The sequence below is a fragment of the Noviherbaspirillum malthae genome, from assembly GCF_015352985.1.
Classification (GTDB): domain Bacteria; phylum Pseudomonadota; class Gammaproteobacteria; order Burkholderiales; family Burkholderiaceae_D; genus Noviherbaspirillum; species Noviherbaspirillum malthae.
Genome location: NZ_JACYXF010000075.1, coordinates 1 through 11,916 on the forward strand (window position 1 = coordinate 1; position 11,916 = coordinate 11,916).

At 60.2% G+C, this 11,916-nt stretch carries 10 protein-coding genes and 1 rRNA gene; 6 read left to right on the plus strand and 5 right to left on the minus strand.

All coding sequences use genetic code 11. The annotated features are described in order from the left end of the window. A 5S ribosomal RNA gene (rrf, locus tag IGW03_RS39350) occupies positions 1–100 on the plus strand; the annotation flags it as partial. A gap of 634 nt (positions 101–734) precedes the next feature. Continuing rightward, entirely contained in the window at positions 735–1,001 is a 267-nt protein-coding gene (locus IGW03_RS32530; protein ID WP_194726608.1) for a hypothetical protein, read from the plus strand. 18 nt (positions 1,002–1,019) lie between these two features. Here IGW03_RS32530 and IGW03_RS32535 read toward each other — a convergent pair whose 3' ends face one another. Together IGW03_RS32535 and IGW03_RS32540 are read right to left on the minus strand one after the other, a co-directional pair. Then, entirely contained in the window at positions 1,020–1,289 is a 270-nt protein-coding gene (locus IGW03_RS32535; protein WP_194726609.1) for a hypothetical protein, read from the minus strand. A gap of 182 nt (positions 1,290–1,471) precedes the next feature. Then, positions 1,472–4,372, minus strand: coding sequence for an FtsK/SpoIIIE family DNA translocase (locus IGW03_RS32540; protein ID WP_194726610.1), 2,901 nt, complete (start codon positions 4,370–4,372; stop codon positions 1,472–1,474). A 274-nt stretch (positions 4,373–4,646) separates the two neighbouring features. On the opposite strand from IGW03_RS32540, the gene IGW03_RS32545 reads away from it, so the two are divergent. From IGW03_RS32545 to IGW03_RS32560, 4 genes are all read left to right on the plus strand, one after another. Further along, positions 4,647–5,063 (plus strand): ProQ/FINO family protein, encoded by a 417-nt coding sequence (locus tag IGW03_RS32545; protein WP_194726611.1) that lies wholly within the window; start codon positions 4,647–4,649, stop codon positions 5,061–5,063. 247 nt (positions 5,064–5,310) lie between these two features. Then, positions 5,311–6,582 (plus strand): NYN domain-containing protein, encoded by a 1,272-nt coding sequence (locus tag IGW03_RS32550; protein WP_194726612.1) that lies wholly within the window; start codon positions 5,311–5,313, stop codon positions 6,580–6,582. Between the two features lie 115 nt (positions 6,583–6,697). Further along, a complete protein-coding gene (locus IGW03_RS32555; protein ID WP_194726613.1) occupies positions 6,698–6,967 on the plus strand; it encodes a helix-turn-helix transcriptional regulator in 270 nt (89 codons plus the stop codon). Next, positions 6,967–8,286 (plus strand): type II toxin-antitoxin system HipA family toxin, encoded by a 1,320-nt coding sequence (locus IGW03_RS32560; protein WP_194726614.1) that lies wholly within the window; start codon positions 6,967–6,969, stop codon positions 8,284–8,286. Before IGW03_RS32555 ends, IGW03_RS32560 begins: the two co-directional genes overlap by 1 nt. A gap of 20 nt (positions 8,287–8,306) precedes the next feature. Here IGW03_RS32560 and IGW03_RS32565 read toward each other — a convergent pair whose 3' ends face one another. From IGW03_RS32565 to IGW03_RS32575, 3 genes are read right to left on the minus strand one after another with little or no spacing between them, the layout of a single operon-like run. Continuing rightward, on the minus strand, positions 8,307–9,053 hold the full coding sequence (locus IGW03_RS32565) for an ABC transporter ATP-binding protein (RefSeq protein WP_194726633.1): 747 nt from the start codon (positions 9,051–9,053) through the stop codon (positions 8,307–8,309). A gap of 20 nt (positions 9,054–9,073) precedes the next feature. Next, positions 9,074–10,858, minus strand: coding sequence for a branched-chain amino acid ABC transporter ATP-binding protein/permease (locus IGW03_RS32570; RefSeq protein WP_194726615.1), 1,785 nt, complete (start codon positions 10,856–10,858; stop codon positions 9,074–9,076). Beyond that, positions 10,858–11,913 carry a branched-chain amino acid ABC transporter permease gene (locus IGW03_RS32575; RefSeq protein WP_194726616.1) on the minus strand — a complete coding sequence of 352 codons (1,056 nt, stop codon included), beginning with the start codon at positions 11,911–11,913 and terminating at the stop codon, positions 10,858–10,860. The genes IGW03_RS32570 and IGW03_RS32575 overlap by 1 nt, the downstream gene beginning before the upstream one ends. Positions 11,914–11,916 lie beyond the last annotated feature (3 nt).

The following is an 11,916-nucleotide window of genomic DNA, read 5'->3' on the forward strand; positions in this document are numbered from 1 at the left end:
GCGAGTTGGTCCCACCCCTTCCCATCCCGAACAGGACCGTGAAACGACATCGCGCCGATGATAGTGCTGCAACCAGTGTGAAAGTAGGTAATCGTCAGGCTAGTTCTACCGCATCAGCCCTGCCTCCATCCGGACGCAGGGCTGTTTGCTTTGCGCGGTCGGAAATACGTGCAAAGGTGCCCAAAGGCCCAAAGGCATGGAGATGCGTAGCTGTCTTGAACACGTGCAGCAATGGCGTGAGGCGTCGCCGTTCATGCCTGACCTCTGTTACCAATCTCTAAGTGCAATCGGAATTGCGGCACTTGTATTGAAGATGCTTGCTGGTGGCCTGAAGCGCAGTCAGTTCCTGACCTCCGTTGCCAGCCTCTAAAACTTGAGGATATGCTTCCTGCAGAGCTGATCCACCATCCAAGCCATATCACTCGATTCTTTTTCCAGCTTCATCAAGAACGTCTCATGGGCCTTGGCGCTTGCCTCCTTGCTTGATCGAATGCGATAGAAGATCTGTATTGTTTCCGGCGACACCTTGTTATCGGCAAGCGGTTTTCTATTTTCAAGACTCTTACTTCTCACCGATGACTCTCCCTCTCCGGTTGAGTGGGTTGAGCATTGTGCCAAATGCTGCAGACGCAAGGCGAATCAATGATTACACGGATGTGCGTCAGACGTCCTTTGTGAGAGCGCCTCCACCGACTCCATGCGAAGCTAATACCAATCCCAAGGCATAACTTGCCATGAGATCGCGTCTTTTTTCGCCTGCCGGCGTTGTGCTCGTCATCCATAGCCCCGCCATGGATTCCCTCCACGCCTTGCCAGACAAGAAATCCATTGATCTCATTTGCCACGTTATGCCTTGGGATTGGTATAAAAAGCGCGGCAAACCACTTTCACGTGATAATCCCACGTTGTGGAGACAGCGCTTCGCACTGACAAACCAGTGCGGCACGCCACTCGACAGGCTAGACATTCCCGATAAACCGGACCGGAACAAGATGCGCTGAGCAATGGATTATGCAGTGCTATCTCTGTTTGTACCGTGTCGCGAATTCTCGTTCCTTCTCCTGCTTCCACCAGACAAGGAACCGGTGATAATTCCCCAAGAATTTTTCGTTCTTCAAGCGCTCGTATATCTCACTGCATGCTGCCGCCTGGTCCGGCGTGATCATGCCTTGTACTGCCATGAATTCACAGTCCCAATAAATCTTTTCGATTTCATCAGAAGAATCGGAAGACAAAGCTGCAATTGCAGTTGAGGTCGCAAGAATGATGGAGGGCAGCACGGTTTCCATTGCGGTCTCCGGTAATGCAGAGCAGGCTCTCAGTATAGGAATGCCTGTTGAGCTGCGTTAGTCGAGATCTGTGGACCCATGACCAGGATCACCCTGTGCAGAAATAACGGGCAGTGGATTCTTTACTGCCGAACGCAATACCGTGGTGGAGAAACGAGAAAGTATCTCTGCCGGGAAGACACTTATTCCTGAGAAGACGGAGCAAGTATTTCGCGGCTTCCATTCGACGCCATCGGCGAAACGATTCCTGCAGACTCCATTTGCTCGACCAGCCGGGCCGCACGGTTGTAGCCGATGCGAAGCTGTCGCTGTACAGCCGAGATGGATGACTTGCGTGTGCGCACCACGAATGCGACGGCTTCGTCGTAAAGCGGATCGGATTCGGCGTTTCCGTCATCAAGCCCCAATTCAGCCTGTGCATCTTCCGGAAGGCCGCTCGCCAGAATCGCGTCGACATACTGTGGTTCACCGAACTGCTTGAGATGTTCAACCACGCGGTGCACCTCTTCATCCGAGACGAATGCGCCATGCACGCGCTGCGGATATCCGCTGCCGGGCGGGAGGAACAGCATGTCGCCGTGGCCAAGCAGCGTCTCCGCACCCATCTGGTCAAGCACGGTGCGTGAATCGATCTTGGACGACACCTGGAACGCAACGCGCGTGGGAATGTTTGCCTTGATCAAGCCTGTAATGACATCAACCGAAGGCCGCTGCGTTGCGAGAATGAGATGGATGCCCGCAGCGCGCGCCTTCTGCGCAAGCCTGGCGATAAGTTCTTCAATCTTCTTGCCCGCGACCATCATCAGGTCCGCCAATTCATCGATGACAACCACAATCAGCGGCAGCGTCGACAGCGGCTCAGGCGCATCCGGCGTCAGCGAAAACGGATTGGTGATCTTTCTCTCGATTGCTTCGCCGTGGCGGATTTTCTGGTTGTAGCCGGCAAGATTGCGTACTCCAAGCGCGGACATCAGGCGATAGCGCTTTTCCATTTCACCGACGCACCAGGACAGGGCATTGGCCGCCAGCTTCATGTCGGTCACTACCGGTGCGAGCAGATGCGGAATGCCGTCATACACCGACAATTCCAGCATCTTCGGATCGATCATGATCATGCGCACATCGGTAGGCGTTGATTTGTACAGCAGAGAAAGAATCATGGCATTGATGGCCACAGACTTGCCGGAACCGGTCGTGCCGGCCACCAGCATGTGGGGTGCGCGCGCAAGATCGGTGACCACCGGGTTGCCGGTAATGTCCTTTCCCATCGCCAGGGCAAGATGCGATGACGATGCCCGGTAGGCGTCGGATGCCAGCATTTCGGAAAGCCGGATGACCTGGCGTCGGGCATTAGGCAATTCCAGGCCCATGCAGGTTTTTCCGGGAATGGTTTCCACGACGCGGATGGAGGTCAGGCCGAGCGCGCGCGACAAGTCCTTCATCAGTCCCACGATCTGGGCACCGCGCACGCCGGTCGCCGGTTCGACTTCAAACCGCGTGATGACCGGGCCTGCATAGGCGCCGAGTACAGTGACCGGCACCTTGAACTCCTTGAGCCGCTGTTCGATCAACCGGGCGGTCTCCTCAAGCTCGGCGGCCGGTACATCCACCGCTTCGCCCTCGGCGGTATCAAGCAGGTCGAGGCCGGGCAGATCAATATCGATTTCTCCGAGCGCTTCGAACTCGAAGGGCGTTCCCATCGCAGGACGAGGCCGGGCGACCGGATCCGTAGGGCGCTGCTGCGTCTGCTCTCCCTCGCTTGAACGGGCGGGGTGAATCGTCGAAGATGAATAGTCTGGCGAGACACTCGCAACGCCGTTTGAAGACTCTGCCGTAACAGTCGTGTGTTGAATGCTGTTCGCAGCCTGGTCCATCGATGGTGCCATCGATTCGCTGGAATCGCGGGAAACGGGACGATTTTCCACGTCGATTCCGTTTCGGCCGGTACTCATCCCCGGGCCGTTCCAGCTGTCGTTCGGAGCCGCCTTTGATGGATCTTCCGCGGGCGCCGGCACGGCAAAGGACAAGTCGGTAAGAGGCAGCGCTGTGCCTGCCGACGCCGTGGCCCGCGGCTCAGTCGCAGCAAGGCCCGAAGGATGTATCGCATGCGCAGACAAGTCCAGCCCCGATGCAGGCGGACGGGTTGAAGCAAGAGACTCGGTCATGGGAACCGGGCGCAACGGACTGCTAACATCGATAGCCGGACGCGCAGCTGCTTTTGCATCTTCTGCCGCAGTGACGTCGGTAATGGATGCGGAAGCCGTGCGGGCAGTTGCATCCAGCGGCAATGATCCTTCCGACACGCGTCTGGCATGCCGTTCCCTGATCAGGCTGGCCGCAGGTTTGTCGGCGAGATTCAATGGGCGAGACGTTGTTGACGCTGTGGAAACGATCCTCACCGTTTTTGGAGCCTGGGCTTGATTCTGCGCCGGTGCCGCAGGCGCAACGCTGGCGCGCGCTTGCATCGGCGCGGTGGGACGGATGCTCTCGAACGGCGCCCATTCTTCTGTCGGACGTCCGCTTTGCTGTTGCGTACTTGTCGACGGGACCTTTTTCAACGGATCCTTGCCATTGATAATGGGTGCCGGCAAGCTCCAGGATTCCATCTTTCGCGGCTCATGCGGCCTCCTGTGCGGGCGCTTTTCCGGACGAGCCGGACCGGCGGCAGCCGGAGTCGGTCTTGCATTCTGGTGCTGACGCGCATCGTTCGTGCCGACGCCTTCTCGTCTTGCCGCGAGCCGTCTTGCAATGAAAGGGTAGGTCACGAAGCCGAATATCCATGGCAGGGCAACGCCTCCGATGATCAGCATCAGCAATACACCGAGGATATTGCCGAAAATGCCGGTCATTGCGCCGGCGAACACATGACCGAATCCGGGGCCGCCAGCTTGCGACAGTCCATCGCTGCCAAGCATCGCTTCCAGGCCGCTGCTGGCCGAGACGACAAGCAGCGTTCCGAGCCAAAGCCGTATCGAGCCCTGACCGCGCAAGCTTGCCTTCTTGAAAACAAAGGTCCCGACGATACGCCACATCAGAGGCAGCAGCCACAGCGCGGACCAACCAAACCAACCCGATACAACCATTTATCTTCTCTGTTTCTTGAAAATCCGAACAAGACACGCAGGCTTCGGTCATGTCCGCGGCTGATCATGCCGCTCCGGATTGCAGCACGTAACTGTAGCAGATTGGACATCCTTGGCGGTGATGCCTCCGGGTACGATTGTGGCAATGACGCACCTCATTCCATGTCTGCCTCCCGGATCGGTGGAAGGCCATGGCATGTGTTTTGGCCGTTCCGAGTATATCGGCGGGGCAGTATGCTAAGCTTTGCCCTATCACTTGCTCATGCCGTTATTGATGAATGCTCCTACCCCCATGGAAGTCGCGCCGACTTCGCCGCGCCAACTGCTGAAATCGCTGCACCAGAAATACCAGGTCTTCCGCGATTATCTTCCGCTTGCCATCGGCATTGACAAACAGATTCTTGCGGAGAACAGCGACATCAGCAAAAAACTGCTGAGGGTTGCGTTAAGCATTCATACCAATTCGACGCCTTATCTGAAAGCAGTCGAACGCGCCACTGCTCGTGCCGAACTCGGCGGCAATCCTGCGGGCGAGATTACCGATGCCCATCGGACTCGGGCAAAGGAAATGCTTGCGGAGCGCTACAAGAAGATTGCCGAGGAACGCAAGGCGAAGCGCGAAGCGGAAATCGCAGAGCGCCGCCGTGCGGAAAAACTGCAGCAGCTTGCGGACAAATTTTCCAAGAAATGATGTTTCGAAGCGGTCCGTGGTCAAAGTGCCGCCGCACGCCACCGCTTCGGCCGTCAATCAGTACGGCTCGACAATATCAACGATGTGCGCGGGGCCGAATCCTGTCGAAGCGCGATTGCGGCGCTCGCAGCAGCTCTGCTGCGCTGATGTTGCGGTAGGGGCTTCATGCTCCTGGCGCCACCGAGTGCCATAATCGAAACCACCAGCGGCTTCCACCTCAACCCAAATCTTTGAAAACAAGAAAAACATGGCTTCATCCCAAGAAAACATCAGCATGGCCCTGTTCTGCGACTTCGAAAATGTCGCGCTTGGCGTGAGAGATGCCAAATACGAAAAGTTCGATATCAAGCCGGTGCTGGAAAGGCTGCTGCTCAAGGGCAGCATCGTGGTGAAAAAAGCCTATTGCGACTGGGACCGTTACAAGGGTTTCAAGGCGCCGATGCACGAGGCGAATTTCGAAATGATCGAAATTCCCCATGTGCGGCAATCCGGGAAGAATTCGGCCGATATCCGTCTCGTAGTCGATGCGCTCGATCTCTGCTATACCAAGTCGCACGTCAATACCTTCGTCATCATCAGCGGCGATTCCGACTTTTCGCCGCTGGTTTCCAAGCTGCGCGAAAACGCGAAGCATGTGATCGGCGTCGGGGTCAAGCATTCGACCTCGGATCTGCTCATCGCCAATTGCGACGAATTCATTTTCTACGACGACCTCGTCCGTGAAATCAAGCGTACGGAAGCAAGAAGGCATCCGCGCGAGGCGCAGCCCGCAAGGCGCACGCCTGAGGAAGAAAGCCGCCGCCGCGAGGAGATCGAGTCGCGCAAGAGGCAGGCCATCGAGATGGCCGTGAGCACTTTCGATGCCTTGGTGGCAGAGCGCGGCGACAGCGGCAAGATCTGGGCGTCGGTACTGAAGGAGGCGATCAAGCGGCGCAAGCCCGACTTCAGCGAATCCTATTACGGCTTCCGGACCTTCGGCAATCTGCTGGAAGAGGCGCAGACGCGCGGTCTGCTCGAATTCGGCCGCGATGACAAATCAGGCGCCTACGTCTATCGGAGCATTCGGGCTGCGGCTGCGCCGGAATCTGCGGCACTGGAACAGATGCCAGCAGCCGATCCCGGCGACGCGCCGGTGGAGTCCGAATTTGTTGTTCAGCCTGCGGCGGTAGAGCCGGAACCGGTGGCGGAAGTCGTGCCGGAACAGACTGAAGCGAAGCGCGACAATCGACGCAAGGGCCGCGGAGCGCGCAAGACCGCGTCCGCCAAGACGGCGGCCGTTGAGCCTGCAGTCACCGATGCCGTTCCCCCCGCAACCGGTGAACCGCAACATGCTGCTCCGATTATGGAGATGGCAGTTCCGGTTCCTGATCTTACGGACGGCGTGCCGGCAATATCTTCCGAAGAGCCCGCATCCAAGCCGGCCCGCAAATCCACGACGCGTACGCGCAGGCCGCGCAAGTCAGCTGCCGAGAAGAAGGGCGCAGGTGAGCAGGAAAAGGATCCTGCTGGAAAGCAATAGATTGCATCCTTGAAAGTACAGAAGCTGCACACCGCTCGGTAACATTGTTGTCCTGCGCGCTATGAATTGGTCTAATATGACTGAGCGGTCATATTATTACCTCAAAGGGCATAGCATGGATAAAAAATTACCGGTCGGTAAAGAGATCTCACTACCGAGCGACTTCCCTGTCACGGTAGCCAGCGTAAGCGATGTGGGGAATGCCATCCAGCGCATGCGCAAGCAGCAAGGCTTGACTCAGCTTGATGTAGCCGGCTTGGCTGGTTTGGGCAACCGCTTCGTTGTCGAACTCGAAAAAGGCAAGGAAACGGTGCAGATGCAAAAGGCACTCGACGTGCTTGCGCTGCTGGGACTGGAACTCGTCATCCGGCAGAAAGGCAACTGATGGCGAGCTCCTTGCCGGATACCTTATGGGTTTTCTTGGAAAACGAGCGCATCGGCGAATTGCGGCGCACCGACCCGCTTTCCCTGGTGTACGATCCGTCCTGGCTGGCGAGGCCCGGCGCGAAGCCGCTGCATACCACCATGCCGCTCGGCGAAGCGCCGATCGCAACGTCGGCTGTGCATGCGTTTTTCGAAAACCTTCTGCCCGAAGGCGACCAGCGCCGGCTGCTCTCCCTGAGGCATCATGTCTCCAGCGTATTCGGCCTGCTTGCAACGGTCGGCGGTGACACCGCCGGCTCGGTCCTCCTGCTGCCACCGGGCCAGACGCCGCAGGCGCCGGTTTACCAGCCACTGACCTGGGAGCAGATCGACGCGCTGGTGCACGCCGGCGGCATCCAGGGCGAGGAACGCGCGGCCATCGACGCCGCCGCCGAGGCCGCCGGCCTGCCCGATCCGCGGCTGTCGATCTCCGGCGCCCAGTTCAAGCTGCTGCTGTCGCTCGACAGGAACGGCATGCCGTTGCGGCCGATGGGGGCGTCGCCGTCAACCCACATTTTGAAGCCGGACATGCTGCGCAGCGATATCAGCGTATTCGCGTCGGCCGTCAATGAAACCCTGGTCATGCGCGCAGCGGCATTGTGCGGTTTGCCCGCGGCGCGGGTGTCGTACCGGCCTGAAGTCAAGGCCTGCCTGGTGGAGCGCTATGACCGCGTGATGCGTGAGGGGAAGCTTGCACGGATCTGGCAGGCCGATTTCTGCCAGCTCAGCGGCACGCCGTCCGACGTCAAGTATGAAGCCGACGGCGGCCCATCCTTCCGCGACTGCTATGAACTGCTGGCGCGGGAATCGGTGCGTCCCGGTCTCGATCAGCGGCATTTGCTGCGCTGGCTGTTCTTCAATCTCTATGTCGGCAACAACGATTCGCACGCGAAAAACCTGTCGCTGCTGGCAAATCCCGAAGGCTTGCGGCTGGCGCCGTTCTACGACTTGATGAGCACCCGCGTCTACTCCGGACTGGGTTCGCATTTCGCGTTCCGTATCGGCGGAGAAAGTGAACCAGGCAAGCTTGGCAGCGAGCATATGCGCGCCCTCGCAGCCGAATTGAAAGTGGCGCCTCGGTACCTGGCCAAGCTTGCCGACGAGGTTGCGGAAGCGGTGATGGCGGCAGTACCGGCAGCGGCAAAAGAACTTGAGCCGCTGCTGTCACCTTCAGAACAGGTGATGGTGGAACGCCTGCAGCTAAAGATACGCGGCATGGCCGGAAAGATGCAGGCGCGCCTGGCCGGCAAGCCCGCCGCAGCCGATGCCTCGGATGCGTGACGAACGGCCTGCCGGCCGTCTCAGGCCGCTCGCTTTGTCAGGCCGAGATAGGTGTCGATGACCTTGGCGTCATTGGCCAGCTCGGAAGCCGGTCCTTCCAGAGCGACTTCGCCGTTTTCCAGCACATAGGCATAGTCGGCGGCCTGCAGCGCCGCGCGGGCGTTCTGCTCGACCAGCAGGATGCCGACGCCGGTTTCCTTCAGGCGCACGATGATGTGAAAGATTTCCTTCACGATCAAGGGTGCAAGGCCGAGGCTGGGTTCGTCCAGCATCAGCAGCTTGGGCTTGGCCATCAAGGCGCGGCCCAAGGCGAGCATCTGCCGCTCGCCGCCGGACAATGTGCCTGCATCCTGGCGGCGCCGCTCCTTGAGCCGGGGGAAGAGGTCGAACACCACCTGCAGTTGGTCGCCGTAGTTCTTCTCGCGCGTCTTGTAGCGCGGATAACTGCCGAGCACCAGGTTGTCTTCCACCGACATCGTGGCGAACAGTTCGCGCTTCTCCGGCACCAGGCACATGCCGTGATAGACGCGCTGCTCGACATCGAGCTCGGTCAATTCCTGTCCTGCCATGCCGATGCTGCCGGAAACGGAAGCCGTGGTCGGTACCGCGCCGGCAATGCCGTTGAGCATGGTCGACTTGCCGGCGCCGTTCGGGCCGATCACCGTAACGATGCGTCCCGGGCCGACGTTGAGATTGACGCCGTGCAGGGCTTCCACCTTGCCGTAGCTGACATGCAGATCCTTGACCGCCAGGATGGGCGTACCCATGTTGCCGTGGTCTTCGCGTTTCATTCTATGCCTCCCAGATAGGCTTCCAGCACCGCTTCATTCTGCTGCACTTCCGCCGGCAGGCCTTCGGCGATCTTGGTGCCGAATTCCATGACTACCAGCCTGTCGGTCAGGTTCATCACGAAATCCATGTCATGCTCGACCAGCAGTACGCTCATGCCTTCGCCCTTCAGTTTCTTGAGCAGTTCGGCCAGCGCCTGCTTTTCCTTGTAGCGCAGGCCGGCGGCCGGTTCATCCAGCAGCAGCAGGATCGGGTCGCAGCACAGCGCGCGCGCAATTTCCAGGATGCGCTGCTGGCCGAGCGCCAGATTGCCGGCTTCCTCGTACAGCAAGTGGCCCATGCCGACGCGTTCGAGCTGCTTGCGCGCCTCCAGCAGCAGCGCCTTTTCCTCGGTGACATTGAGGCGGGCGATGCTGGTGGCGATGCCGGTCACGTCGTTGTGCATGCCGCGCAGATGGGCGCCGATGGCTACGTTCTCCAGCACGCTCATGGTGGGAATCAGGCGCACATGCTGGAAGGTGCGGGCAATGCCGTGGCGCACGATCTGCCGCGATTCCAGGCTGTTGATGCGCTCCATGCGATCACCGATGCGGAAGCGGATATCGCCCGACGTCGTCGGCAGCACGCCGGTGACGAGATTGAACATGGTCGACTTGCCGGCGCCGTTCGGCCCGATCAGGCCGATGATTTCGCCTGCCTTGACTTCGAAACTGATGTCATTGACCGCGACCAGACCGCCGAACTGCTTGCGCGCCTTGTCCACCTGCAGCAGCGGCACGCCGTGTGGAGCCTGCGCCCTGCGCGGCAGGGCAGGGGCCGTATCCGGCGCAACGGCCTGGTGCCGGCGCGGGAAGAGCTTGCTGATGAAGGGCCAAAGTCCGTCGCGCGCCCATTGCAGCAGCAGCACCAGCATCACGCCGAAGACGATGATCTCGAAGTTGCCGTTGGCGCCGAGCAGCTTGGGCAGGATGAACTGCAGCTGGTCCTTGAGGATGGTGAGCAGGGTGGCGCCCAGGATCGCGCCCCAGACATGGCCTGCGCCGCCGACCACCGCCATGAACAGATACTCGATGCCGGCGTTCAGGCCGAACGGCGTCGGGTTGACGGTGCGCTGCAGGTGGGCATACAGCCAGCCGGAAACGCAGGCCAAAAGCGCCGCGATCACGAAGATCACGACTTTCATCCAGGCGGTGTTGACGCCCATCGCCTCGGCCATCACGCCGCCGCCCTTGAGCGCGCGGATGGCGCGGCCGGGACGGGAATTGAGCAGGTTTTGAATGCCGATCACCGCAAGCACGACCACAATCCAAATCAGGTAATACATTTCCCGGCCGCGGTCCAGCACCATGCCGAACAGGCTGATTGCCGGAATGCCGGTCAGGCCGTCGTAGCGGCCGAGGAAATCCATGTTGCCGAACAGGTAGTACAGCGACAGGCCCCAGGCGATCGTGCCGAGCGGCAGGTAATGCCCGGACAGGCGCATGGTCAGGCCGCCGATGAGGAAGGCGACTGCTGCGGTGATGACGATGCCGACCAGCAGGCCGATCCAGGGTGACAAACCGTATTGCGTCGACAGGTAGCCGGTCGCATAGGCGCCGAGGCCGACGAAAGCGGCCTGGCCGAAGGACGTCAGGCCGCCGACGCCGGTCAGCAGCACCAGGCCCAAGGCGACGATCGAATACAGGCCGATATAGTTGGCCAGCGTGATCCAGAATTCCGGCGTCGGCAGGACGGGCAGGACCGCAACGATGGCGATGAAGATCAGAAAGGACTTGCGCATCATTATTCCTCGCCCTCATCGACATGTTTGGAGGTGAGCGAACGCCACAGCAGGACCGGAATGATCAGGGTGAACACGATGACTTCCTTGAGCGCGCTGGCCCAGAACGAGGAGAAGGATTCCAGCAGGCCCACCAGCAGCGCCCCGGCGGCGGCCACCGGATAGCTGGCGAGGCCGCCGATGATGGCGCCGACGAAGCCCTTGAGGCCGATCAGGAAGCCGCTGTCATAGTAGACCGTGGTCAGCGGCGCGATCAGCACGCCGCACAGCGCGCCCATCAGGGCCGCCAGCGTGAAGGCCAGCCTGCCGGCCTGCTTGGTGCCGATGCCGACCAGGCGCGCGCCGATGCGGTTGACCGCGGTGGCGCGCAGCGCCTTGCCGGCCAGCGTGCGGTCGAAGTAGAGGTACAAGGCAATGATCAGCGCCAGCGACACGCCGATGATCACCATGCTCTGGCCCGAGATGGTGACGGCGCCGAACTCGGCGCGGCCGTCGGAGAAAGCGGTCGTGCGTGAACCTTCAGCGCCGAAAATCACCAGGCCGATACCCATCAGCGCGAAATGCACGCCCACCGACACGATCAGCAGCACCAGCGTGGTGGCTTCGGCCAGCGGCTGAAAGGCCAGCCGGTAGACCAGCGGTCCCATCGGGGCAACGATCAGCAGGGTCAGCAAAACCTGGAAGAACATCGGCAGGCTGGCCGAGGCGAAGCTGCGGGTAATGAAATAGACGGCCAGGGGGAAAAGCACGAATTTGGCGAAGTCGAGCGGCAGCACGGATTTGGCAGTGCGCCGTCCCTGCGGATGGCGCAGTTGGCTCCAGGCCTGCTGCAGGAAGGCAACGATGCCCAGCACGACCAGCAGGGTTGCCGACTGCGGAAATTTATCCGTCTGCATCGCCGCAAGGGTAAGGGCGCCGAAGGCGACGAACTCCCCTTGCGGAATGAAGATGACGCGCGTGACGGAAAATACCAGCACCAGCGCCAGCGCCAGCAGCGCGTAGATGGCGCCGCTGGTGATGCCGTCCTGCGTGAGGATGGCCGCGATTGAAAAATCCATGTT